Here is a 23,969-nt window from a genome sequence, read left to right as displayed (position 1 = left end):
TTTGTGCAGACAAAGATTATACTTCTATTCAATTTCTGTTCTAATTCTATTCCACTACAATTTCAATTCACCATCATAGGTAGCAATCATCTTGTACAGCTCTGGACGACGGTCGCGGAAAATCCCCCATTCAATCCGTCCTACTTCCAGCTCATCCAAATCAAATTCGGCAGTAAGCACTTCCTCATCAGTACGGCCAGCTTCTGCTATCTTGTTGCCTTGAGGCCCGGCAATAAAGGACGAGCCGTAGAAGTTGATACTGGAATCCTCATCTGTTTCAGTTCCAATACGATTGGAGGCAATGACGGGAATCAAATTGGAAGCAGCATGCCCCAGCATGCAAGTCTGCCAGTGATCCTTGGAGTCAATGGAAGAATCCTGCGGTTCTGAACCAATAGCTGTCGGATAGAACAAAATTTCTGCGCCCATCAGCGCCATACAACGGGCCGCCTCAGGATACCATTGGTCCCAGCACACGCCTACTCCAATTTTGGCATAACGTGTATTCCAGACTTTAAAACCGGTATCGCCCGGATTAAAATAAAATTTTTCCTCATACCCCGGACCGTCCGGGATGTGACTTTTGCGGTATTTACCCAACACCTCACCATCAGCATCAATTACAGCCAGGCTGTTGTAGCGCGCGTAGTTTTTCTTCTCATAAAAACTGATGGGCAGCACCACCTGTAATTCCTTGGCGATCTTTTTGAAATGGTTAATCGCCTTGTTGTGCTCCAGCTCGGTTGCATATACATAATAATCAGACTTTTCCTTCTGGCAGAAGTACGGAGTCTCGAACAATTCCTGCAGCAAAATAATTTGCGCGCCTTGCGCCGCCGCTTCACGTACAAGCTTCTCTGCTCTGCTTATATTTTCTTCGATATTAGTAGAGCAGCTCATTTGCGTTGCCGCCACTTTTACTTTTCTCACTGTAGTCCTCCTCTTTGATGTTGTATCGTTAGCGCTTTACAGCAGGCATCTGCTGAGTCGTGCAATGCACGTTGCCGCCTTCACGGATCACCGCCATACCATCTACAGTACGGATCGTACGATCCGGGAATACTTTGGTCAGCACCTGCTGGGCTGCAAGATCGCTCTCCGCGGCAGCGCCGCCAAACACCGGCAAAATAATACCGCCATTCACAAAGTAGAAGTTAATATAGCTGAGTGTCAATCGGCTGTCTTCATAATCCACACGCGGCGGCTGACCGATCCGAATCACTTCCAGCTTGCGACCTTTGGCATCCGTTGCTTGCTCCAGAATGCGCAGATTTTCCTGTGTAATTTCGTAATTTTCATCCTCAGGATCATCGCATACTTGCATAATAACCTTGCCCGGAGCAGCGAAGCAAGCAATATTGTCCACATGGCCGTCCGTTTCGTCACCACTCAGTCCACGCTTTAGCCAGATGATTTTCTCGGCACCTGTGTACTCGCGCACGTACCGTTCAATATCTTCTCTGCTTAGCTCCGGATTGCGGTTCGGATTTAACAGACACTCTTCCGTTGTTATCAGTGTGCCCTCGCCATCTACGTGCAATGAGCCGCCTTCCATCACAAGCGGTGCATCAAATCGCGGAACCCCAAGCTTGTCCAAAATTTGTGGCGCAACCTGATCATCCAGGTCCCAAGGAGCGTATTTGCCGCCCCAGGCGTTGAACTTCCAGTTCACACCAGCCAGCTGGCCATGCTCGTTCGTGAGAAAGGTGGGACCGTTATCACGCAGCCACGCATCGCTATGCTCAATTGGCAGCAGCTCCACCCTTTCCCCGAGTTCAAGCGCCCGAACGCTCTCCAGATCAGCCGGATTTACGACCACGGTAACCGGTTCAAACTCTGCCATAGCGCGTACAATTCCAGCGTAGCCCTTGCATACATCGGCATGCATATCCGGGTAAACCATGGAAGACTGTACCGGCCAGGAAATATACGTGCGTTCATGCGGCGCCCATTCAGGCGGCATCTTATAATGTGAATCCTTAATTTGCATGGATTGAAGCTCTCTTTCTTTTTCATAATATGGAGCCTGAAGACTCCGCTCCTATCATACAATAATATGATCTTTGTCTCAATCAGAGCCTGAAAGTTTTGAATGTTTTACATCCATATGGAGTAGTTACTTCGAAAATGTGATGGCTTTTATCGTATTGCCATCAAAATCCTTGACTGTAAATTGTGTTCCCTCCAATAAAGCGTAAGATGGCGGATAATTTTCCTTCGGCAACGAGATGGAGCCCGGATTTAGTACAAATACCCCATTTTCCACGTCTGCCACCGGAATATGGGTATGCCCCTGAATGAATACATCCCCCGCTTCCAGTGGAGGTAAATTCCCGATACTGTAGCCATGTCCGTGGGTGACATAAATACGCCGCCCTTCATCGTATAACAGGGCATAATCGCCCATCATCGGAAATTCAAGCAGCATTTGATCCACTTCTGCATCGCAATTCCCACGGACAGACACCGCAATATGCGGCTTGTACTGATTCAGCAAAGCAGCTACTTCTGCTGGGTTATATCCCTCCGGCAGCTGATTGCGCGGTCCATGGTACATATAATCTCCGAGCAGGACTAGACGGTCGGCTTTCTCCTCCCTGAACTTTTCCAGCGCCAATTGCAACCAGTGCAGCGAGCCGTGAATATCTGATATACACATCAATTTCATGATTTTTCATTCCTTTCTGAATAGGCCATTTTCATTTAAAAGATATTCCTCTTACGTCCATTATTACATGATTCCCTGAACAAATCTGTGCAAAAATGCTAATGCCCAAAAAATTAGCGACCGCTTCCCCATAAAAAGCAGAAGCGGTCGCTACGTAAAGCCTTTATTGTTATTTAAAACAAAATCACTGGTTTATTTATAAATTAACGTTTAAGGCTTTGGCCGTTTGTGGCAATAACCTCTTTGTACCAATTGAATGATTTTTTCCGGTATCTTTCAAGTGTACCGCTGCCATCATCATGACGGTCTACATAAATGTAGCCGTAACGCTTTTTAAGCTGAGCGGTTGAAGCACTGACAAGGTCGATACAGCCCCAAGACGTATAGCCCATAACCTCTACTCCATCCTCAATTGCTTCCCCAACTTGAACCAAATGATCGTTCAGGTAGTTGATCCGGTAGTCATCTTCTACTGTTTTTTCACCTTTTTCATTGGTGATCAGCTCGTCAACGGCGCCCAAACCATTTTCAACGATGAAAAGTGGTTTTTGGAAGCGATCATAGAACGTATTCAGCACATAACGCAGACCTTGCGGGTCAATTTGCCAGCCCCACTCACTAGCCTCAAGATGCGGATTGTTGACACCACCGAGGATGTTGCCTTCACCTTTGACTTTTTTAGCTTCGTCAGCCGTCTCACAAGTACTCATGTAATAGCTGAACGAGATAAAATCAACGGTATGCTTCAAATCTTCGGCATCACCCGGTTCAAAATGAATCGTGATTCCTTCTTCTTTAAAGAAACGTTTCATGTAGCCGGGGTATTGACCTCTTGCATGAATGTCCGCAAAAGCCATGTTTCTGTGATCAAACTCCATTGCAGCAATCACATCGTCTGGATTAGGTGTCAGCGGATAAGTAGGCATGCTCAGCACCATACAACCGATTTTGAAATCAGGGTTGATTTGATGACCGATTTTTACCGCTCTTGCACTCGCCACAAGCTCATGGTGAATGGCTTGATACAGATCTTGCTCACTAAGCTGGTCTTTAGGTGTGCTGATCCCGCCACTCATGAATGGAGCTTCAAGAATGGAGTTGATTTCATTGAAGGTCAACCAGTATTTCACTTTATTTTTGTAGCGTTTAAATACAGTCGTAGCATAGCGCTCATAAAAATCAACCAGCTTGCGGTTTACCCAGCCATCGTATTCTCTGGATAGATGTAAAGGTGTTTCATAGTGAGACAATGTAACGAGAGGTTCAATACCGTATTTATGAAGCTCGTCAAACAAATCATCATAAAATTGCAGGCCTTTTTCGTTAGGCTCCAGTTCGTCACCCTTAGGAAAAATACGCGACCAAGCAATGGAAGTACGGAACACTTTAAAGCCCATTTCGGCAAAAAGCTTGATATCTTCCTTATAATGGTGATAAAAATCAATGCCAATTAACTTCATATTATCTTCTGTTGGCACATCCGTAACCGGCCCCCAGCCACCACGAGGGGTTACATCCTGAATGGACCAGCCTTTTCCATCTTCTTGATAAGCGCCTTCGAGCTGATTCGCAGCAACTGCTCCGCCCCACAGGAAATCTTTTGGAAACTGTGTACTCATGTTCTCTCCGCCTTTGCTGATATTTTTTCATTAACAAGGATAGGAATTTGTCTCCTCTATGCTAATGTGTTCTAAAATACTTCTAATTGAATCTTAAGTATTGTAACGCGTTTCATGTCAAGTATTTTTTCAACTCCAGCGGTCAGTGATTATCGCGACACACATCCTGAGCTTATCATGCTATGATCTCCAAATAGCTATTCTTCAATTGGCGGAAAAAGCATTGTGCTATACTATTCGTATCGAGCTAATTTTTCAGTGTGTCATTTCTGGAGTACGCTTAAGCTGATTAGGGGAGGAAGAAGTAAGATGAGTATCAGTAAAACAAACGCTATGCGCATATTGGACGGTCAGCACATAAACTACAATATTTTGAGTTATGATCATCAGGATGGAAAAATAGACGGTATGAACGTAGCTGAAAAGATCGATAGAGCGCCGGAAACGGTTTTTAAAACTTTGGTTGCACACAGCAAACAAAGTTTGTTTGTTTTTGTGATTCCTGTACATAAAGAGCTTGATCTTAAACAGGCTGCCAAATCCGCGGGAGAGAAAAAAATAGAAATGCTTCCAGTCAAAGATCTGCAAAAGCATACAGGATATATTCGCGGCGGCTGCTCGCCGATTGGAATGAAAAAGCTCTACCCCACTTTTATCGACCAGCCTGCATTGGAGCTGGAAACCATCGTTGTAAGCGCTGGAAAAATTGGAACCCAACTGGAGTTGAATCCACAGGATTTGGCTCAAATTATTCAGGCACAGTTTGCAGATTTGACCCATACAGCATAAAACTCTCCACATGCTCATAAAATCTTTATGCGTATTTTTCTTATCCTTAGCTTCAACCTGGAGAGGAAGATCAAATCATGCATAAAGACTGCTCGAAAAATGGTGGAGTTCCACAGCCCATTCGAAGTGATGGCACTGGGGGCATCGACAAGGGTCCTCGTGATGTGATGAGGGATTTGCAAAATCCCGATATGCTAGTCCCACCTGTAACGGATAATGGACTCATTCCAAACATGAGATTCTCTTTTTCAGACACCCATATGCAGCTTAATCATGGCGGGTGGTCAAGAGAAATAACGGTAAGGGAATTGCCCATCGCCAAGACCCTTGCCGGTGTAAATATGAGCTTGACGCCTGGAGGCGTACGTGAGCTTCACTGGCATCAGCAAGCGGAATGGTCTTATATGCTGCTGGGAAGTGCCCGCATTACCGCCGTCGACCAAAATGGACGCAATTTTATTGCTGATGTCGGCCCAGGCGATCTCTGGTACTTTCCCCCTGGTATTCCGCACTCTATACAGGGTCTTGAGCATGGGTGCGAATTTTTGCTGGTCTTTGACGATGGCAACTTCTCGGATTTAAACACGTTATCCATCTCCGATTGGTTCGCACATACCCCTAAAGATGTACTGTCTGCCAATTTTGGTGTTCCAGAAGCTGATTTTGCGTCGATTCCTCAAGACCAGGTATACATCTATCAGGATTGCGTTCCCGGTCCTCTTCAAAGTCAGGCGGTTCCCTCTCCCTATGGTACGGTGCCTCAGTCCTTCAAGCATCAATTACTCGCTCAGCCTCCGATTAAAACGCCGGGTGGCAGCGTACGAATCGTCGACTCCTCCAATTTTCCAATATCCAAAACCATCGCCGCTGCCCTAGTTGAAATTGAACCCGGGGCCATGCGGGAAATGCACTGGCATCCCAATAATGACGAATGGCAATACTACCTTGCCGGGCAAGGACGGATGACTGTCTTCGGCGGTAATGGTGCAGCCCGTACGTTTGATTTCAGAGCCGGGGATGTTGGATATGTGCCTTTTGCTTATGGTCATTACATTCAAAATACAGGCTCCAGCACACTTTGGTTTCTAGAAATGTTTAAAAGTGACCGTTTTGCAGATGTTTCGTTGAATCAATGGATGGCTCTCACCCCAACAGAACTGGTTCAGAGCAATTTACATGTAGGCACCGATGTGACCTCCAAATTGCGAAAGGAGAAATGGCCTGTCGTCAAGTATCCGGGGTATTCTTTTTACCCGAAAGAGTAAACTCTGAATATCCTCACTCATTTCTCACGGCTTTCTAATGTGAATTTAATGATCTCCGGATATAGTTACGCAAATGGCATTTTATAAAAACAAAATGCTGTAAAAATTCGGGGAGTGAGAAATGAAAGATGCAAAAAATCGCACAAGTTACGGCCATTTTTTGGATTATGAAGATTTGCGCTACGACGCTGGGTGAAACCGCAGGTGACCTATTGTCACAAACCCTCAATGTAGGTTATGCCATTAGTTCCATGATCCTGTTTAGTATATTTTTAGTTAGTCTTATTTTTCAACTTTTTTCCAATAAGTATCATCCATTTCTTTATTGGACTGTAATTCTTACAACGAGCACTGCTGGCACAACCATGTCAGACTACATGGATCGTAGCCTAGGATTGGGTTATGCAACGGGATCATTCATTTTAGTATGTATCTTGTTAGCCATTTTTTCATTTTGGTATCTCAGTGAGCGATCATTGAACGTCAATAATATTACTACACGGAAAGTTGAAGTAATTTATTGGATTGCCATCTTGTTCTCAAACACTTTGGGTACTGCTTTAGGTGATTTTTTGGCGGATAGTTCCGGCCTTGGATTTGTAGGAGGAGCGGTTTTAATAGGGAGCTTGCTGGGGATTATTCTACTATTAACTTATTTTACAAATGTCTCACGAGTATTTCTCTTCTGGCTAGCATTTGTATTAACACGTCCTTTTGGAGCGACATTTGGAGACCTTCTTACCAAATCACACGCAAAGGGAGGATTGGATTTAGGTACGATGGGATCTTCGCTGGTACTGGTTACAATTCTTATAGCTTTAATTATCTACACTACTCTAAATGCTTCTAAAATGAAACAATCACCGGAGTTAAACGCAAGTTAATCATTAAGATATAGGTCCTCGACTTTAGCCGAGCCTATATCTTTTTTAGTATTACTACAATATTTTCACAATATTTATAGTAAATTATTGAAATTAATAAACAAAGGCCTTATAATTACAAAAAACAACCTCTTTTAACAATTATAATCAGCTTGTCCAACCAAATTTGTATTTAGGTTTCCCTTTCTCTCACATTCTTAAATCCATACTATGCTCGCGTTATTATTCTATTATTAGGGAGTGGTTGTAATTATGTTTAAAAATGAGATTTTGACAAGCTCAATACAGGAGCGCAAACAGATCGTAATCGATGATGTAGCAGCATTGGGCTATCCTTACAATGAGTACGATCAGGGGCGAAAGGTCGGTGGTTATGCGGCTATGGCGCAATTTTCCAAAGGAAATATCAGCACTGGACTTACCTACGTCAACATTCATTTGGATCGGAACAAAGACATGTTCTGGGGAATTAACGTAATGGAAGCTTATATGAAGTTTAAAAAGTATTACACACCTGAATTAAAGGATAAAGTAAAAGCAAAAATGCTCAGTTTTAACATTTTGAATGCCGATGGAACGGCTCTGTCGGGAAATACAGAAAATCAACGGCTCATGTACGCAGCAGTCGGGGTCGTCGGAGCGGAAGAATGGCCAGATTATCCGGTGAATTATGCTACCATCGCCAGAAACTATCTGCTGTCCGAACTTCCCACAATTACAAAACAAGGGTACTTTGAATACGACTCTCCAACATATTTTATCCATCATGTAGGACCGCTATTGTTCATTACCGAACACTTGAAAGATGCGACATTGCGGAATATGGCCAAACTGACGTTGGAGTGGTATTTTGCCAGTATCGTAGGAGAATGGCTGCATGGGTACTGGGTGACCAGTCAGGCCAGAACATATAATGCGCAGCAAGAGCCGGGATTTACACTTGATGAAAGTGCAGTACTGCTGTGGATGTTGTTTGGTGACAGTCGTAAGCCGATATATCTCGGCAATGAAACCAATCTGAAATTTACCACGATCCCATTTGCGCTTGCGGGCTACGAGTTGCCAGACATTTTCAAGCGTATAGCAACAGCCCGTTCTACAACTTACACGCATAAGGAACGAATGTCCAGAAACAGTAACAGACCGTGTAAGACAAGCTACATCACCCCGGATTATGCCGTATTCAGTCAAAAGGATAATCGGCTTGCACAAAACCAGCTTCATCGTTGGGGCATCAAATGGGTGGGGGATACATACAATGACGAACCAAATACGTTCTTCATGAAGCAACACTACAGTGAGCCGATAAACTTGAATCCGTCCAACTCGGAATATTGGATGGGTGGAACGAATATGGAGGAAGTGCTTCAGGACGACGGTGCACTCATTGCAGTATACAATATCACAAATTCAAATACATGGATCGACGGCCCTGTTTCATATAACGGAATTAAAGCAACGATCGAACAGGACCCCTTCAACAGGAACGGCTGGATATTCTTTCACACAGGTAAAATGCTGATGGCTGTCAGGACGGCACAACCTTACGTTTGGCCTTATGACACAGAATCGTGGAAATATGGAGGTTATCAGAGAGCGCTGCGGAGTGACGGGGCAAAAAATGCAGTCATCGTTGAAACAGCACCTCTTAAGGACTATGCAGGAGGTACTTGCATTAGGGAGCTCGACTGCTTTGCTGAGGCTGTACTGACGAAAACCGTAGTGGATTTCAGCGGTGTTAACACTACCAATCCCCGGGTCTATTACAAAGGATTAACAGGTAAAGAGATGGAAATCGTATATGCCACCTCACGTAAAATTCAGGGTGTAGAAGTCAATTATGCGAATTGGCCTCTGCTGGATGATCCATGGATGCATCAGAATTATAATGGAGATAAACTCGATTTGGTTCATGATAGAGAGAGACGGACCTATGATTTCAATAACTGGAAGGTAACATCAAGCATTATGTAAGTGTCTGTCTCCAACTGACAAGGGCGTCGCAACCAGGCTATCAGGATCGGTTTGTGACGCCCTACAATTTTAGTTGTCAATAACAAAAACTATTCCTCAGAATCTACGTTGTGGTAAACCTGTTGAACATCCTCCAAATCTTCTAATGCATCAATCAATTTATCAAATTGCACCTGTGCATCCTCTGGAAGTGAGATGTCATTTTGGGCAAGCATGGTGAGCTCGGCCACAGTAAACTCAGTCACTCCTGCCTGTTTGAAAGCTTCCTGTACAGCATGGAATTGGTCAGGCTCTGCATATACGATAATGGCTTCATCTTCTTCGATGATGTCACGTACCTCTACATCTGCCTCCATCAGCAGCTCCAGCACTTCATCAGCAGTTTTGCCTACCAAACCAATAACTGCTGTTGAATCAAACATGTAGGCTACTGATCCGCTTACCCCCAGGCTGCCGCCATTTTTGGTAAAAGCAGAACGCACATCCGATGCTGTGCGATTTACGTTATTCGTCAGTGCATCTACAATAACCATGGAACCGTTGGGTCCGAAGCCTTCATAACGAAGCTCTACGTAGTTTTCATCGCCGGCCCCTTTTGCTTTTTCAATAGCGCGGTCAATGATCGCTTTCGGTACATTGTACGTTTTTGCACGTTCCAGTACGACTTTCAGCTGCCGATTGGATTCTGGATCAGGCTCGCCCTGCTTGGCTGCTACATAGATTTCTACGCCGAATTTAGCATATATGCGACTCGTATTAGCATCCTTCGATGCCTTCTTTTCTTTAATGTTATTCCACTTACGTCCCATAATATCCCGCTCTCTTCCTATATAAATATACACAACGAACTTTATGATATCCTTATACATTATATCTTTTAAAGGACATATGGACAAGTTCAAACCATTTCGCCAAATATGAAAACGTTTTCTCATGAAATTCTAATTTTCATCTAAAGATGCTCCCATGTTAAAGAGTTAAGATCATACTACTTTTCGAATCACATTAGAAAAGGAGTATTCCTGTATGTTATCCAACCTGGACTATCAGATTTTTCATCTCATCAATGAACAAGCGAACAGCTTTTCTGCTTTGAATGGACTGATGCGTTGTTTCGCTGAAGATGCCCAATATGTGTTCGCCCTTGCCTTGTTGCTATACTGGTTTTCAAGAAATACGCTTAACCGGAAAATGGTCTTGTCTGCTGCAGTATCTGCAAGCCTGGGCATGGGGATCAGCTTTATCATCGGACATCTCATGTACCGGGACCGTCCATTCGTCACACACACCGTTATTCAGCTCATTAAACACCCGGCCAATGCCTCCTTTCCGAGCGACCACGCCATTGGAGCTTTTGCACTGGCGGTCACGTTTTGGCTGTACGGTAAGAGGTTTAGAATATTCTGGCTCGCCGCTGCTCTGCTTATCGGTTTTTCCCGTATCTGGGCAGGCGTCCATTATCCGTCAGATGTTGCTGCTGGTGCGCTGGTCGGTGCCTTTTGCGCAGTTAGTACCCGGTTTATGCTTCTGCGTTTCAAGCGTCCTCAGCAATTGGCAGACTTGTGCCTGGAGCTGTACGAAAAAGCAGAACATAAAATTTGGAACAAATCAACAAAGCCTCAATCTGAGGATGCTTGAGTGTGATGAGGCCCCATAAGCCATGGTTATGGTTTTGGGGCTCCATTGATTTATCCAATATGTTTAGACCCTGTACGCCGGAAAACAAAGCGTTACGGTGGTCCCTATATGTTCATTACTGCTCACTCTGATATTACCGTTATATCGCTTGACCAGTTGCTTGGCTATAGCAAGGCCCAGGCCTGTCCCCCCCTGCTCACGACTTCTGGCCTTATCCACCCGATAAAATCGGTCGAATAAATAAGGCAAGTCCTCTGCAGGAATCCCGATTCCGTAATCCGTAATATGAATAAAAACCTCGTTTTGTTCCAGCGTTCCGGTTACAAGGATTTCTTTTGAAGAGTCAGAATATTTAACGGCGTTATCCAGCACGATCAGCAATAACTGTTCCAGATGCTGCGGCGTGATATGGACCTGTACCTGTTCGAGGAGAGTTAGCTCACTCCGGAATACCATATCAGGATGCAGCATATTAAAATTGGTGAGCGTATATTGAATGGTGTGACTGATATCTATCGCAGGCACATCCTGTTCCAAATTTTTGGATTCAGCTCGCGTCAACTCCAGAAGATCGTTTACAATCCCCTTCAATCGCTCAAGCTCCTGAACAGAAACACGAAGCGACTCGTCCAATATGGCCGGATCGTGCTTGCCCCAACGGTTCAATAAGGAGATATGACCTTCAATAATCGAAATTGGGGTGCGCAATTCATGGGAGGCATCCTCAACAAACTGTTTTTGTTGAAGGAAAGAACGCTCCAACTGATCAATCAACTCATTAAATACTTTCCCCAGATTCGACAGCTCGTCATTGTTATCGGATACTTGCACACGTTCCTCATGCAACCCTTTTTTGCGAATTCTGATCATCGTATCCGTCATGGACTGAATGGGCCGCATCAATTGGCGTGAAAGAAAAATCCCTCCCAAGGCGCTTAATATAATCGCTCCTATACCGCCTGCAATCATGACACCTTTTATTTTGTCACTAATCTTCTCTATATTTTCCATGTTGTTTATAATTTCGATGGTTCCGGTAAAGTGATCTGAAGCCAACGGACTTCGCATAATCAAGACCTGATCCTCCAGATGCCAGGCAGTCATAATCTGGGTGCTACGTGCTGCTTGCGGCAGGAACCAATCCTCAGGCAGCTCGTTGCTGACGCTGAGCAGTGGAACTCCCTGCTGATTCAAAATGCGGATCATTTGATGCCGATCATTCAAATTCTCAACAAAACGTCGACTGTTCACTATTTCCTGAGCAGACAAGTGTTTTTCCTGCAAAAGGGTTTGGAGTTCGTTCATGCTTTTGCGGATACTCACTTTTCCCTCACTGACCATCCACTGGTTAATCGTAAAATATTGGACACCATTGTACAAAACAAACAAGATACATAACAGCAACGAAGACCACACCGCCAATTTCCAACGGATGGGTAGCCGAGAAAATAGGGATTTTAGCGTTGCCATTATCGAATCACATACCCTAATCCGCGTAATGTCTGTATAAAGCTTGGTTCTCCGGGCTCGTCGATTTTGCTGCGCAAGTAACGAATATACACGTCGACGACATTCGTTTCGACCTCTGAATCATAGCCCCATATAAGCTCCAGCAGTCTCTCCCGAGTCATGACGCGTCCGATGTTATGCATTAATATGGACAGCAGATCAAATTCACGCTTCGTCAATTCAATAATCTGTTGGTCTTTTGTCAAAATACGCGCCTCGCTATCCAGCACCAGCCCGTTGTAAGCAATTTGCTTGGAACCTTCAACAAATCCACTGCGCCGGAGCAAAGAACGCATCCGGGCCAGAAGTTCCTCAATGGCAAAAGGCTTTGGGATATAATCATCGGCTCCACTGTCCAGTCCCATCACTTTGTCCATCACACCGTCCCTTGCAGTTAGCATAATGATCGGAGTTTGCTTTGTTTTGCGAATCCGTCGGCACACTTCAATGCCATTGATGCCTGGTAGCATCAAATCCAGCAGAATGATGTCCCATTCCTCGCTTAACGCAGACTCCAACCCTTTCCGCCCCTCATACTCGACAGTCACCTCGTAAGATTCATGCTTTAGTTCAAGCTCAATGAAACGGGCCAAATTTTTCTCATCCTCAATCAGGAGTATCTTTTTCATAGCTTTCCTTTCCAGACGCAAGAGCGTCTTTTTCCAAACGCTTGATATAGAAATCAGTTTACTCTATGTACATTAAAAAATAATGATCTTTTCAATTTATTTTTCTCATGATATTTTAATGTGTCCTGTGTAAGCTGGATCATGACTCTATGAACATGGCCCTGTTAGCCATTCATCATGAAAGAAGGTTGTAATTCTTGAAAATGAAAACACTGATAACCGCCATCACTCTATCGACAGCTTTCTGTATGTTGTCTCACGTCGGCTGGTATGCTGTCCGCTCTGATGCTAAGGCCGTTCAATCCACAGCCTGGGCTGACTCCTCTGTAAAGGTTAAAGCATCTCAGGCCAGTGCTGTCAAATCCCCGCAACGTATTGACCATATCGTCATTGTGGTAGAAGAAAATCATTCGTCGAAAAAAATCTCGGGCAATCCCTCCGCCCCATTTATGAACGACTTGATGAAAAAAGGTGTCCATCTGATGAATCATTATGCGATTGAACATCCAAGTCAACCAAACTACCTGGATCTATTTTCCGGTTCTAATCAGGGCGTCCACAATGATTTGACTCCAAAGAAAATGAACACCAGCAATCTGGCTTCGGAGCTTATACAACATGGATATACATTTGGGGGTTACTCGGAGGGGCTGTCTCGAACCGGATTTACCGGTCCATATGATCTGAAAACCCTGTATGCGCGTAAACATAACCCGTGGGTGAATTTCACCAATCTGCCTGCTTCAATCAATATGCCTTTAACCAGCTTTCCACAAAACTTTAATCAGCTGCCGACGGTTTCTTTTGTCATTCCCAATCTGAACCACGATATGCACGACGGCACGATCCGAGAAGCAGATCAATGGCTACAGGCCCACTTATCCTCTTATGCCCGTTGGGCACCGCAGCATAACAGCCTTTTGGTGTTAACATGGGATGAAGATGATATGAGCAGCAAAAACAAAATTCCGACTGTAATCATAGGCGCTCATTTGAAAAATGGCCCCTATAATGAAAAAAGCAATCATTTTTCCATGCTGCGCATGATTGAACAATTATACGACTTGGATTTGCTCGGCAAGAGTAGAACGGCCCCGCCGCTTAATATATGGACATCAGGCTCATAAATGTCTAATATGAGGGTGAAGTATGACTTGAGGGAGATTAATCACTTGGATGTATTGTATAGCAAACGCAGTAATAACCATGAAATCACGGTGTACGACACCTCGGAACTATACGGTGAAAAGGGTTCATTCCGTGTCATGCAATTTTCAAATGCAGCGATTCAAGGTGCGTTAGATTTGAATGACCCGCAGCGTATTCTGTTCGAATACCCCAAAGCGATCATCCACCTGATGGAGCTGAACGATCCTTCGTTCGAGGACGTATTTGTGATCGGGCATGGAATTGGAACGATTGCTCGCCATTTTACAGAAAAAAACTTTAGCATTGCAGAGCTGGACGCCCTGGTCGTGAAGTTAAGCCAGCTCTTCTTTGAATACGATAAAGACAATGTGACGATTGGGGATGGACGTCGCATTTTGGAGCATGAGGCATCGGAAGCTTATGACTATATTATTTTGGATGCCTTCACGGAGCAGGGAACGCCACTGCATTTGGTATCCAGAGAATTTTTTAAACTGGTCAAAGCAAAGCTGGATACCGAGGGCTCTATCATCATGAACTTAATGGGCAAAAGTGAACACGATCACATGATAAATGCCATTCATACGACATTGCGTGAAGAGTTCGCTTATGTTGCTGCTTTTTCACTACCCTCGGAAGGTGCTGCTGATATTCAAAATATTATCATCATCGGCCGACACAAACCGATCCGATTTCAGACACGTCAAATGGCTGGCTTCTACGAGATTACACTTGGTGAAGGTCATATTTTACGAGACACTGATGCTTGAATAGCCTTAATCCGTCTGCTTGCTTCTCTAATGTGAAGCGTCTCCCTGTTGCACCCAGAGAGATGAACGATATTTGGATTTCAAAATAATCAAACTGCGTTGGCTGCCATATTGCATAATGGACGGCCAAATTTTAGGTCTTACACGTCTGCGAAACCCCAAAACAAAGCGGACAAACCGAGGCGAAATGTCCCATATACGGACCGCCTCCTGCTCTATTTCTTCGGGCAGCTCCTTGGAGAAAAGAAAGCGATTAAGCGATCGTGTAATTACTCCTGTTATCGCCTCAATCGTACTAACATCCATTACAATGATCGTGTCAGAGCGCTGAAGCCGCTCGGTAAAATAATAATCATGATAATTCCCTTCAATGATCCATTCTTCCTTTTCGACCACTTCTTCCAGCTGTTTGAGAAATTGTTTGTCCGTGCTCCGCTGCCACTCTGGTCCCCAATACAAATCATCCAGAGAGATGTACGGCAAATGAGTCCGTTTGGAAAGACGTTTGGCCAAAAAGGTTTTGCCGCTCCCTGGCGAACCGATCACGATAATACGTTTGGCGTGCCGCACAGCAAGAATTTCGTCATCCAGCCTCCGATGCAGGCGCAGCATTGGGTACATCATTCGATAAAACAAACCTGCCGCGAACGAACCTCCCTTTAAAAACAAATACAGGAGGAACAGCGGCAAAAAAACGATGGCATATTTCATATTATTCATCAAGCGACCTGCTCCTTTTACAGTTTCAGCACCCAAAGTAGGTTCGATTCTCTTTTTATTTATGTATCTTTCTCCTTAAAATACACACATTTAAAAAACATAAACTTTTGCGAATGTATGCCGTACAACTGTTTAAACATGGAATGCAGCTTATTCAGAGATAGAGTCTCTGAAACCGTCCGATCCGTTTGAATAGTTAAGGCGGCACAACTGATTCCGAATTGGCACACCTGCTCCATAGGGTATCCTTGGATAATTCCATATATCATGCCGGCAATAAAGGCATCTTCTCCACCCGTTACATCAATAACTTCCGAAATGTATTGTATGGAAATTTGTGCATGAGTTCCATCCTGAGAGGCAAATAAAACACTGTCCACTCCATGGAAAAGAATTACATTTTGAACTCCAAGTTGATGAAAAATTCGGGCTGCGTCCATTAGTTGCTGATCATCCGTAAATTGCATCCCCAAATAGGCTTCAGCTTCCATATGATTGCATACCATCCAATCCACTCCGTGCAAATTTCGGGGAAGTCTGCTCATTTTGGAGGCTGATACCGAAGAAATGACAAGCGGGACTCGATGTTCATGGCATATTCGTATGGTGGAAGCAATTACACTCATAGGGAAATTAGTGTCCAAAAACACCAGTCGGGATGCGGTGATTAAGGGGATATTCCCAAGGATGGCTGAAGGACGAATCTGATCATAAATCTCCATCTCCGCTGTCGCTACAACCAGCTCACCATGCTCGTCCAGCACAGCAGTGTAAACCCCGGTCGACGGTTCTCCCTTGACCTGCAAAGGAATCACATTCATGTAAAGTCTGGACTGCTCGACTATAAATTCACCCTCTGCATCATCGCCAACTGCGGTTAACAGACTGACCTGCTGGCTGAGCCTCCCCAAATTTTCGGCTACATTGCGAGCCACTCCACCACAGGATTGCCGCCTGGCATTGCTCGGATTGGAGGTGTGAAGCTGAAATGCACCTTTAACCTTAATTTTGCGGTCTAAATTGGCTCCCCCGATGCATAGTATTTGTTGTTTAGTGGGCCAAGGCTCGTCCAGTTCATTTTTGCGGCTTAGTTTTAATTTCATCATTTGACCCCTTTCGCGAGTCTGCTCGCGCTGGTTGTTTTTAATTTGTAAAGCAATGAATTAGATTTTATAGAAAATAGGTACTTACTAAAATTAACACGTTCCAAATGTCGAATTCCCAAGAACTATGTCGAATACCTTAAAATATCCTGAAATGAAAATGCATCTACTCTCCACAACAAAAAATCACCCTATCGTAAAAGCCATCCATTACGATAGAATGATTTAAGTGAACTACTGATTATTTCCTTCGTTATATCCTTCGTTACGGTATACTATTTTAAAATAAACAGTGCGGCTCCATGAGGTGGTATATCTGCGGACAATTCTTGATCCAACGCGCCTAAATCCACATGATTCCATAAATCTCTGGCACTTGCCTGCCCTTCAATACCAAGGTCTTCTAACGATACACGGACCTTCGAAACTTCATCTCCAGCATTAAACAAAGCAGCATATACATAACCTTCCTCGTTATGCGAAGTCCAAACGATATGATCATCTTTTCTATAAACCTGCCGCGCATCCACACCGTTGCGATGAGCATCCAGTACTTCTTCATTAGTCAGCAAAGAAAGTGTCCATGTATCATTATCCCGCATTTCCCCCCCAAACATCAGCGGGGATTGGAAAATGCTCCACAAGGTCATCATGGTCAGCTGCTCATCTTTTGTAAATCGTGTCCAGCGATCATGACTGCCGGACTCTACCGAATCTACGGAACGAATACCCAGATGACCCAACGGGAGCATGTCGCAATCCGGCCAGTGACCCGGTCCCACATGTTCTGCCCATTTCTCACAGCGCTCAAACATACCATGCAATAAAGGCCACACATCCCAAAAATCGTCAGTCATGCGCCACATATTAGCGTTTGCAATGAGCTCTGATGCATGCTCCAGCGGTGCAGGACCAGGAGACAGACTCAATACCATCGGACGTCCGCACCCGGCAATAGCCCGTCTGATCAATTCAATCTCTGCCAAATGAATACCGTAGAGACGGGACGCAGCAATGTCATCAACTTTGACAAAATCAACTCCCCATTCCGCATACAGGTCAAACAACGAGTTATAGTACTCCTGTGCACCTTCCTTGGATGCATCCACCCCATACATATCTGTATTCCAGGGACAAATAGAGTTGGTATGCGCAATCTGTCTGGCCGTTGCCGTAGTTCCCAGGATCGGTGTATCCTGATGCACCGCTTGTCGGGGAATCCCTCTCATTATATGTATGCCAAACTTCAAGCCGAGACTGTGTACATATTCCGCCAGGGCCTGAAAGCCACGTCCATCTGCTGCTGAAGGAAAACGATTGACGGCAGGAATCAGACGTGAATATGAATCCATTTCCAACGGAACAAACGGGCGATACTGCGAAGATACAGCTCCCGGCTCATACCACTGAATATCCACCACGACATATTCCCAACCATATTTCTTCAGATGCTCCGCCATATATTGAGCGTTCCCACGTACTTCCTCTTCCCGTACCGCCGCACCATAGCAATCCCAGCTATTCCACCCCATAGGCGGTGTATGCGCTACCAAATGATGTTGCATCTCCCATTCATCCTTTCTTCTCATAGAATCTATCTCTTAAAACTCTGTCTCATTGAACTCATTCAGCTACCTATATTCACCTATCACTACGACTCTATTATAATGTAACCCCTTACTTTTGTCGCTTATCAGCTTCTTTACTTATTTCATTTCCACTTTTTATACATTTATGTTGACTAAGTTAAAGAATGTGGTACATTTAAAATTGGTTGTTAAAAAAACTTTGACTTGAATCAGAGGGTGATTTTACATGTGTGAGCATGCTTATCGAATTTTGTTGTTTTACAAATATGTAAATATTGAGGATCCTGCCACCTTTACGGCAGAGCATCTGGCTTACTGCAAGGAACTGGGCGTCAAGGGAAGAATCTTGATTGCCGGGGAAGGTATTAACGGAACATTGTCTGGTACGGTAGAGCAAACGGAGCAGTATATTCGTGATTTGCGCGCCAATCCGAAATTCCACGATATCGTTTTTAAAATAGATGAATCTGATGGTCATGCGTTCAAGAAAATATTTGTACGTCATCGTCAGGAGCTTGTTACGCTGCGCCATGAGGATGAGCTCGACCCTAATGAAATTAGCGGCAAGCGTTTGTCACCAAAGGAGTTTTATGGGCAGCTTCAAGGTGAGGACGTAGTTGTACTGGATGGTCGTAACGACTATGAATATGACATCGGTCATTTCCGCGGAGCTATTCGCCCGGAAGTTGAGTCGTTCCGTGAATTTCCGCAGTGGATTCGCGATAATATGAGTCAGTTTAAGGATAAGAAAATCCTGACGTATTGCACCGGAGGTATTCGTTGCGAAAAGCTGTCCGGTCTTCTGATCAAAGAAGGCTTTAACGATGTAGCCCAACTGGATGGCGGCATTGTGACTTACAGCAAGGACCCGGAAGTACAAGGACGTTTGTTTGACGGCAAATGCTATGTGTTTGACGAACGGATTTCGATTCCAATCAACCATACTGATGAAGACGTTGTTGTCGGCAAGTGCTTCCATTGCGAAACACCAAACGATCATTATATCAACTGCCCAGTGTGCAATCTCCAGCATATCGTATGCCCAGACTGCGAAGAGCAGCATCAGCACTATTGCTCTGACGAGTGCCGGACCAAAGCCTCCTCGAAAAATAAAGTATTAGGTTCAACTGCCTGATATCTAGGGCTTTAAGGAAAAAATATCGTCAGCCTTTGTAAATTAAGGATTAGACTGGCCCTGAAAATGAAACAGCGGCGTACCAGGACTTGAAAAATAATGTCCTTGGTACGCCGCTGTTTTACTATGCTATCGTGTTCTGTCAACTTAACAAGAGGTTGTACTGACTCATCTCTCTGTTAACTAGCCATTGTCAATTTGCTTGATAATCCTAGCTGGGCTGCCGCCTACAACCACATTATCAGGAACATCCTTGGTAACAACCGCTCCAGAAGCAACAACCACATTATTGCCTATTTTTACACCGGGGTTGATAACTGACCGCCCACCGATCCATACGTTATGACCGATCGTAACCGGCTTGCCAAATTCCGCTCCGGTATTTCTTTCCTGAGCCTCCAAGGGGTGAGCTGCGGTATAGATATGTACGCCCGGAGCCATAAAGCAATTGTCGCCTATATGGATTTCACACACGTCAAGAAACACGCAGTCAAAATTCGCATAGAAATTCTCACCAATATGAATATTATAACCATAATCACAGTGGAACGACGGCTCAATATAAAGATTCTTGCCCGTTGATCCGAACAGCTCCGTTAGAAGCTCTATTCTCTGCTCATCATCGGTTTCAATTGACTGATTGAACAATCGTGTCAATCTCCGGGCGTTCAAGCGTTCCTTCACCAGCTCTGGATCAGACCCATAATAAAGTTCACCACTTAGCATCTTTTCTTTTTCCGTTTTTGTTTGCATATGAATTATTCCTCTCGTAAAAAAGTCTTGTCTAAATGATTTCTTTCCGCTTGGACAAATAAATATATAATATAAGACCGGTAACCGCGCACAGCGCCGCACATAAACCTATAACTCCGTATCCAGCCTGAAGTCCGCGAAGCAGTCCAATCTGTGAATCTTCACCGAAAAGCCTCTTAACGACTTCGATTACTCCCCCGATCAGATAATTACCGATAACGCTGCCTAATCCCATAAGTGTAACTGTAATTGTAATAGCCGTATCGCTTTCCTTCGGGTATCTTCTGGCTATAAAAGCCATAACTGTCGGATAGATCATTGCAATACCTATACCAGCGGCAGCAAATAGAAAGGCTAAGCGTTCTCCACCCAAAATTGCGGCAAACGTGCATATGGATGAAAATCCCGAAAATATAATCAGTGATAATGTAAACCCGATTTTATCGGTTAACGGGCCTAGCAAAAGTCGTGCCAGCGCAAAGCATAAGAAAAAGGCAGATAGTATCCCTGAAGCCGTAACCGTGTCCCAGTTGTAAGCCTTTTCTAAAAAGTTAACAAGCCAGCCACCGACCGCCAGTTCCGATACGACACCAAATGAAAGAATAAGGACCATGAACCATAGAATCGGGTCTGCCAGCAAGACTTTTAAAGGAACACGTTCCTCATGCTGAATATCATCTCCCGGAAAAGTGCTGAACAATGCAAAAAGGATCGGCAATATGGACAATAAAAGCATAACGAGATACATTCCGCGCCAGTCCAGCGTAGAACCATTGACCGTAACTTCCATCAGACCTGTCGCGATGAGCGGAGCAACTGTCGAGCTAAGGCCGTAGAAACCATGGGTCAAATTCATCATCGTTCCCGTGTTTTTCACAAAGATACGCGCACCAAGAATGGCCAATCCGATCTCCAGCATCCCGTTTCCGATGTACATCAGGAAGTAAGAAGCTGAAAACATGGGATAGTAACGCGAGAAGAAAATGAATATTCCTGAGACAGCCATTGCCGCAAGTGCTGTAATCGTTACCAGCTTAATTCCCCATTTTCTGGTTAAATAAGCCGTAAACGAGCAAGCAATCAAATAACCAAGGGCGTTCAGGGACAATAAGGTGCCGAGCTGTGATTCATTCAGCATAAAATCAAATTGTATGCGCGGAATAGCCGGTCCTTTAATGTTTTCCGAAAACCCGAAAATGACAAAGCCTAAAAATATGGTAGCCAATTGCATGGCGTAAATCTTGTTGAATTTGCTTAGACGCTTCTGCACTCTTTGCCTTCTCCTTATTCGTTATCTTTTTTCAATGACTTGTAATCGGTAGGTTAAGCTCTCCAAGGTTGTCGTCACCATGCCTTTCATGTATTCCCGGTACGTATCATTTTGAATGAAAAGCTGAGGCATATGCTCTTCCGGAATATCCTTTATACAGCCCCTATAAAGTTCGTCTAGTTGATCCTCACGGGGAAGCTCACCTGTAATCGCAATAGTCACCGGGTTAATAATGGCAATGATCGAGGTTAGCGTATTTACAGCCAATCGTACAAAGCCTTCATCGGTATGCAGTTGCCGCAGCTGCTCCTCGCGTGTTATTCCAAAGGGCAAAAAGGAAACCTCACCACCAAATTTCGTGTTACCTGATAATATGTGCCCGTCAACGATAAAACCGGCACCGGGAAAATGGTTTTTGGGAAACGTAACGACGGCAAACGTCTTTTCTTCTTCGAAATTTTGTAAATGATAAAAACCATAAACCGTCATATTCATGTCGTTTTCAATGGTGACTGACACTTCATATTTTTCCTCAAAATAGGGTCCTACCGGTTTGCCTGCAAGGTCTGGAACATCGCAAACGCCGATTACTCCGCGATGGACGACGCCAGGTATTCCAATGCCGATTGCCTGTACATTACCGTTTTCGCCTACAAGTTTTTCGATCAGCCCATCAATCACATCGACGTCGATATGTTGCAGTTCTATCGTTGTCTCTTTGACGGTTTCGCCGACCAGATTCACGATACTGTAACTGATGGAGTGAATGCCTCCTTCCGTCTTGACAAGCAAACAAACGACGCAGCCAAAATCGGCGTTATACTTATACTGTTTGGCAGGTCTGCCGCCACTTGGTCCATCTGACTCCATCTCAATAACTTCGCCAACAGCGACAAGTTCGTTTAATATGGTACCGCATGTCGCTACGCTTAGCCTGGTCAGGTTTGCAATCGACGCTTTGGTTCCGATCCCCTGCGCTTTTAACACATTTTTTACTAGCTCTACGTTCATTTTTTTGAGTTGAATCGTATTGTGTGTAACAGGCTGCATGTTCTCACCCCCTTTAATTAATACTTTTTATAACTCATTTAATAAATGGAGTATAACGTTTCCTTGATTGTGAAGTCAATATTTCACTCTGTGCATGCTTAGAATAACTGACGCAAGATTCATAGTATATACCTATAAGCTTGATCGAATTTACATCTTGGACGGACTCGAAAGCTGTATTTTATAATGAAAATGTCATTACAGAAAAAGGATGGGTGGATTTCATGATTCAAATCGTACTTTCAACGCTATTATCCGTTATCGTTCCGCTGTCCATACCGGTGATTTCCGGGTTTTTGCTCGGCAAATTCATGAAGCTGGAAACCAAACCGCTGTCGACGTTATACTTATACTTTTTAAGTCCTGCGATGATTCTGGACACGCTGCTCAAGGCACAGCTTTCTCTGCATGATGTAGCGCAGACTGCTGCCTTTTCGATATTGAATCTGCTGCTGTTATGGGGGATTGCTCAATTGGCAGGGAAAATGTTCAAGTTAAGCGCCCCGGAAACGGCTGGACTTACCTTGATTTCCACACTGACCAATAGTGCAAATTATGGGTTGCCGCTCATTTTACTTGCCTTTGGGCAGCTTGGATTGGATAAAGCCTCTGTGTATGTGGTCATTCAGATGATTTTGGTCAATACCCTTGGAGTTTATTTTGCAGCCCGCTCTGAATTTTCCGTTCAAAGCGCAGTCAAGTCGGTATTCTCACTGCCTGCGATCTATGCAGCTATACTTGCCCTGGGGCTTCGTCTGCTGGATTGGCATTTGCCCTCCGGCGTTCAATCGGGCGTCTCAATGATTGCTACGGCCTATTCTCCGGTCGTGCTGGCGATCCTTGGCACCCAGATGGCTTATGTGAAAATATTCAAGCTGGAGCCGTCTATTAAAAAAGCCAGCTACGCAGGACTCATCATCCGGCTTTTGCTCTCTCCGCTTACGGCCTATCTTGCCATGCTGATACTGGGAATATCAGACCTTTTGTTCTCCGTGCTCTTTATTCTGGCCTCCATGCCGGTTGCCGTGAATGCTGTCATCTTAGCAGAAAAATTTAATGCATCGCCCAAACTGGTATCCACCTGCATCCTGTGGAGCACGATTGCCTCATTCCTGATTTTGCCTATTCTCATTATGATCGTAACAGGATAGCTAGAAAAAAAAGACTCTCTATCGTGTAGAGAATCCAGTATGCAGCCTGCTGTGGACTTCAGGCTGCATACAATCCATTATCGTATTCGTGGAAAACTGATCCAGCCCAGCAGATTTAATCTTGATTTTTTTCCCTTTTCCCGGATTTGTCCCATAAATTCCCCGAGAAATTGTTCCCACTTTAAACCTATTTCTTTTTTCGTGCTATCGTTTTCAAGCACGCATCTTACGCTTTGGTTTAAGGCCGATTCCAGATGCGTTAAGGCTTCGCGTAAATGATTATCTATATTTTGTTCGTTCATCT

At 44.4% G+C, this 23,969-nt stretch carries 23 protein-coding genes; 9 read left to right on the top strand and 14 right to left on the bottom strand.

What is annotated here, in order from left to right; genetic code table 11:
- Positions 1-54: 54 nt before the first annotated feature.
- The 4 genes from aguB to WG8_RS11790 all read right to left on the bottom strand — a co-directional run bounded on the left by aguB (position 55) and on the right by WG8_RS11790 (position 4,287).
- Entirely contained in the window at positions 55-930 is an 876-nt protein-coding gene (aguB, locus tag WG8_RS11805) for an N-carbamoylputrescine amidase (RefSeq protein ID WP_007430414.1), read from the bottom strand.
- Between the two features lie 28 nt (positions 931-958).
- On the bottom strand, positions 959-1,990 hold the full coding sequence (locus WG8_RS11800; protein WP_007430413.1) for an agmatine deiminase family protein: 1,032 nt from the start codon (positions 1,988-1,990) through the stop codon (positions 959-961).
- A 126-nt stretch (positions 1,991-2,116) separates the two neighbouring features.
- Entirely contained in the window at positions 2,117-2,668 is a 552-nt protein-coding gene (gene yfcE / locus WG8_RS11795; RefSeq protein WP_007430412.1) for a phosphodiesterase, read from the bottom strand.
- A 203-nt stretch (positions 2,669-2,871) separates the two neighbouring features.
- On the bottom strand, positions 2,872-4,287 hold the full coding sequence (locus WG8_RS11790; RefSeq protein ID WP_007430411.1) for a glycoside hydrolase family 1 protein: 1,416 nt from the start codon (positions 4,285-4,287) through the stop codon (positions 2,872-2,874).
- Positions 4,288-4,596: 309 nt separating this feature from the next.
- On the opposite strand from WG8_RS11790, the gene ybaK reads away from it, so the two are divergent.
- The 4 genes from ybaK to WG8_RS11770 all read left to right on the top strand — a co-directional run bounded on the left by ybaK (position 4,597) and on the right by WG8_RS11770 (position 9,199).
- Complete coding sequence (gene ybaK, locus WG8_RS11785) at positions 4,597-5,076, top strand: Cys-tRNA(Pro) deacylase (RefSeq protein WP_007430410.1); 480 nt, start codon at positions 4,597-4,599, stop codon at positions 5,074-5,076.
- 77 nt (positions 5,077-5,153) lie between these two features.
- The gene (locus WG8_RS11780; RefSeq protein WP_007430409.1) at positions 5,154-6,341 is read left to right on the top strand and encodes an oxalate decarboxylase family bicupin; all 1,188 of its coding nucleotides are present in this window, start codon (positions 5,154-5,156) and stop codon (positions 6,339-6,341) included.
- Between the two features lie 128 nt (positions 6,342-6,469).
- The gene (locus tag WG8_RS11775) at positions 6,470-7,225 is read left to right on the top strand and encodes a COG4705 family protein (protein WP_043890996.1); all 756 of its coding nucleotides are present in this window, start codon (positions 6,470-6,472) and stop codon (positions 7,223-7,225) included.
- 252 nt (positions 7,226-7,477) lie between these two features.
- The gene (locus WG8_RS11770; RefSeq protein WP_007430408.1) at positions 7,478-9,199 is read left to right on the top strand and encodes a hypothetical protein; all 1,722 of its coding nucleotides are present in this window, start codon (positions 7,478-7,480) and stop codon (positions 9,197-9,199) included.
- An 89-nt stretch (positions 9,200-9,288) separates the two neighbouring features.
- On the opposite strand, the gene WG8_RS11765 is transcribed toward WG8_RS11770, so the two are convergent.
- Complete coding sequence (locus tag WG8_RS11765; protein ID WP_007430407.1) at positions 9,289-10,008, bottom strand: YebC/PmpR family DNA-binding transcriptional regulator; 720 nt, start codon at positions 10,006-10,008, stop codon at positions 9,289-9,291.
- A 217-nt stretch (positions 10,009-10,225) separates the two neighbouring features.
- Between WG8_RS11765 and WG8_RS11760 the strand changes: the two genes are divergently transcribed.
- On the top strand, positions 10,226-10,837 hold the full coding sequence (locus tag WG8_RS11760; RefSeq protein ID WP_007430406.1) for an undecaprenyl-diphosphatase: 612 nt from the start codon (positions 10,226-10,228) through the stop codon (positions 10,835-10,837).
- 63 nt (positions 10,838-10,900) lie between these two features.
- On the opposite strand, the gene WG8_RS11755 is transcribed toward WG8_RS11760, so the two are convergent.
- Positions 10,901-12,307: a HAMP domain-containing sensor histidine kinase gene (locus tag WG8_RS11755; RefSeq protein WP_007430405.1), complete on the bottom strand. Its 1,407-nt coding sequence runs from the start codon at positions 12,305-12,307 to the stop codon at positions 10,901-10,903.
- On the bottom strand, positions 12,307-12,975 hold the full coding sequence (locus tag WG8_RS11750; RefSeq protein ID WP_043890995.1) for a response regulator transcription factor: 669 nt from the start codon (positions 12,973-12,975) through the stop codon (positions 12,307-12,309). The genes WG8_RS11755 and WG8_RS11750 overlap by 1 nt, the downstream gene beginning before the upstream one ends.
- A 203-nt stretch (positions 12,976-13,178) precedes the next feature.
- Between WG8_RS11750 and WG8_RS11745 the strand changes: the two genes are divergently transcribed.
- Both WG8_RS11745 and WG8_RS11740 read left to right on the top strand, forming a co-directional pair.
- Positions 13,179-14,102 (top strand): alkaline phosphatase family protein, encoded by a 924-nt coding sequence (locus WG8_RS11745; protein ID WP_232289101.1) that lies wholly within the window; start codon positions 13,179-13,181, stop codon positions 14,100-14,102.
- Between the two features lie 27 nt (positions 14,103-14,129).
- A complete protein-coding gene (locus WG8_RS11740) occupies positions 14,130-14,894 on the top strand; it encodes a spermidine synthase (RefSeq protein ID WP_083837572.1) in 765 nt (254 codons plus the stop codon).
- 27 nt (positions 14,895-14,921) lie between these two features.
- Here the strand turns inward: WG8_RS11740 and WG8_RS11735 are convergent, their stop codons facing one another.
- From WG8_RS11735 to WG8_RS11725, 3 genes are all read right to left on the bottom strand, one after another.
- Positions 14,922-15,614, bottom strand: coding sequence for a hypothetical protein (locus tag WG8_RS11735; protein WP_007430401.1), 693 nt, complete (start codon positions 15,612-15,614; stop codon positions 14,922-14,924).
- Positions 15,615-15,673: 59 nt separating this feature from the next.
- Positions 15,674-16,717, bottom strand: coding sequence for a carbohydrate kinase family protein (locus tag WG8_RS11730; RefSeq protein ID WP_007430400.1), 1,044 nt, complete (start codon positions 16,715-16,717; stop codon positions 15,674-15,676).
- Between the two features lie 275 nt (positions 16,718-16,992).
- A complete protein-coding gene (locus tag WG8_RS11725) occupies positions 16,993-18,282 on the bottom strand; it encodes a glycoside hydrolase family 27 protein (protein ID WP_007430399.1) in 1,290 nt (429 codons plus the stop codon).
- Between the two features lie 250 nt (positions 18,283-18,532).
- Here WG8_RS11725 and trhO point away from each other — a divergent pair, with 250 nt between their 5' ends.
- Positions 18,533-19,441 carry an oxygen-dependent tRNA uridine(34) hydroxylase TrhO gene (gene trhO / locus WG8_RS11720; RefSeq protein WP_007430398.1) on the top strand — a complete coding sequence of 303 codons (909 nt, stop codon included), beginning with the start codon at positions 18,533-18,535 and terminating at the stop codon, positions 19,439-19,441.
- A 183-nt stretch (positions 19,442-19,624) separates the two neighbouring features.
- Here the strand turns inward: trhO and WG8_RS11715 are convergent, their stop codons facing one another.
- Genes WG8_RS11715 through WG8_RS11705 form a run of 3 tightly spaced genes read right to left on the bottom strand, consistent with a single transcriptional unit; the run spans position 19,625 to position 22,514 of the window.
- The gene (locus WG8_RS11715) at positions 19,625-20,194 is read right to left on the bottom strand and encodes a maltose acetyltransferase domain-containing protein (protein ID WP_007430397.1); all 570 of its coding nucleotides are present in this window, start codon (positions 20,192-20,194) and stop codon (positions 19,625-19,627) included.
- A gap of 31 nt (positions 20,195-20,225) precedes the next feature.
- Entirely contained in the window at positions 20,226-21,425 is a 1,200-nt protein-coding gene (locus tag WG8_RS11710) for an MFS transporter (RefSeq protein ID WP_043891028.1), read from the bottom strand.
- A 60-nt stretch (positions 21,426-21,485) separates the two neighbouring features.
- A complete protein-coding gene (locus tag WG8_RS11705; RefSeq protein ID WP_007430395.1) occupies positions 21,486-22,514 on the bottom strand; it encodes an ROK family protein in 1,029 nt (342 codons plus the stop codon).
- A gap of 224 nt (positions 22,515-22,738) precedes the next feature.
- Here WG8_RS11705 and WG8_RS11700 point away from each other — a divergent pair, with 224 nt between their 5' ends.
- Positions 22,739-23,665 (top strand): AEC family transporter, encoded by a 927-nt coding sequence (locus WG8_RS11700; RefSeq protein ID WP_007430394.1) that lies wholly within the window; start codon positions 22,739-22,741, stop codon positions 23,663-23,665.
- Positions 23,666-23,742: 77 nt separating this feature from the next.
- On the opposite strand, the gene WG8_RS11695 is transcribed toward WG8_RS11700, so the two are convergent.
- Entirely contained in the window at positions 23,743-23,967 is a 225-nt protein-coding gene (locus WG8_RS11695) for a hypothetical protein (protein WP_043890994.1), read from the bottom strand.
- Positions 23,968-23,969 lie beyond the last annotated feature (2 nt).

It is taken from the genome of Paenibacillus sp. Aloe-11 (genome assembly GCF_000245715.1).
Lineage (GTDB): Bacteria > Bacillota > Bacilli > Paenibacillales > Paenibacillaceae > Paenibacillus > Paenibacillus kribbensis.
The sequence above is the reverse complement of the archived record's forward strand: the minus strand, read 5'-3'. Positions and strand labels throughout refer to the sequence as shown.

Bases quoted from the DNA above. Each gene is read 5' to 3' on its own strand.
- WG8_RS11725 (WP_007430399.1), bottom strand. From the start codon at position 18,282: ATGCAACATCATTTGGTAGCGCATACACCGCCTATGGGGTGGAATAGC.
- WG8_RS11780 (WP_007430409.1), top strand. From the start codon at position 5,154: ATGCATAAAGACTGCTCGAAAAATGGTGGAGTTCCACAGCCCATTCGA.
- WG8_RS11700 (WP_007430394.1), top strand. From the start codon at position 22,739: ATGATTCAAATCGTACTTTCAACGCTATTATCCGTTATCGTTCCGCTG.
- WG8_RS11735 (WP_007430401.1), bottom strand. From the start codon at position 15,614: ATGAATAATATGAAATATGCCATCGTTTTTTTGCCGCTGTTCCTCCTG.
- WG8_RS11800 (WP_007430413.1), bottom strand. From the start codon at position 1,990: ATGCAAATTAAGGATTCACATTATAAGATGCCGCCTGAATGGGCGCCG.
- WG8_RS11750 (WP_043890995.1), bottom strand. From the start codon at position 12,975: ATGAAAAAGATACTCCTGATTGAGGATGAGAAAAATTTGGCCCGTTTC.
- WG8_RS11760 (WP_007430406.1), top strand. From the start codon at position 10,226: ATGTTATCCAACCTGGACTATCAGATTTTTCATCTCATCAATGAACAA.
- WG8_RS11710 (WP_043891028.1), bottom strand. From the start codon at position 21,425: ATGCAATTGGCTACCATATTTTTAGGCTTTGTCATTTTCGGGTTTTCG.
- WG8_RS11715 (WP_007430397.1), bottom strand. From the start codon at position 20,194: ATGCAAACAAAAACGGAAAAAGAAAAGATGCTAAGTGGTGAACTTTAT.
- trhO (WP_007430398.1), top strand. From the start codon at position 18,533: ATGTGTGAGCATGCTTATCGAATTTTGTTGTTTTACAAATATGTAAAT.
- yfcE (WP_007430412.1), bottom strand. From the start codon at position 2,668: ATGAAATTGATGTGTATATCAGATATTCACGGCTCGCTGCACTGGTTG.
- WG8_RS11755 (WP_007430405.1), bottom strand. From the start codon at position 12,307: ATGGCAACGCTAAAATCCCTATTTTCTCGGCTACCCATCCGTTGGAAA.
- WG8_RS11745 (WP_232289101.1), top strand. From the start codon at position 13,179: ATGAAAACACTGATAACCGCCATCACTCTATCGACAGCTTTCTGTATG.
- ybaK (WP_007430410.1), top strand. From the start codon at position 4,597: ATGAGTATCAGTAAAACAAACGCTATGCGCATATTGGACGGTCAGCAC.
- WG8_RS11705 (WP_007430395.1), bottom strand. From the start codon at position 22,514: ATGCAGCCTGTTACACACAATACGATTCAACTCAAAAAAATGAACGTA.
- WG8_RS11730 (WP_007430400.1), bottom strand. From the start codon at position 16,717: ATGAAATTAAAACTAAGCCGCAAAAATGAACTGGACGAGCCTTGGCCC.
- WG8_RS11765 (WP_007430407.1), bottom strand. From the start codon at position 10,008: ATGGGACGTAAGTGGAATAACATTAAAGAAAAGAAGGCATCGAAGGAT.
- WG8_RS11695 (WP_043890994.1), bottom strand. From the start codon at position 23,967: ATGAACGAACAAAATATAGATAATCATTTACGCGAAGCCTTAACGCAT.
- WG8_RS11775 (WP_043890996.1), top strand. From the start codon at position 6,470: ATGCAAAAAATCGCACAAGTTACGGCCATTTTTTGGATTATGAAGATT.
- WG8_RS11770 (WP_007430408.1), top strand. From the start codon at position 7,478: ATGTTTAAAAATGAGATTTTGACAAGCTCAATACAGGAGCGCAAACAG.
- WG8_RS11790 (WP_007430411.1), bottom strand. From the start codon at position 4,287: ATGAGTACACAGTTTCCAAAAGATTTCCTGTGGGGCGGAGCAGTTGCT.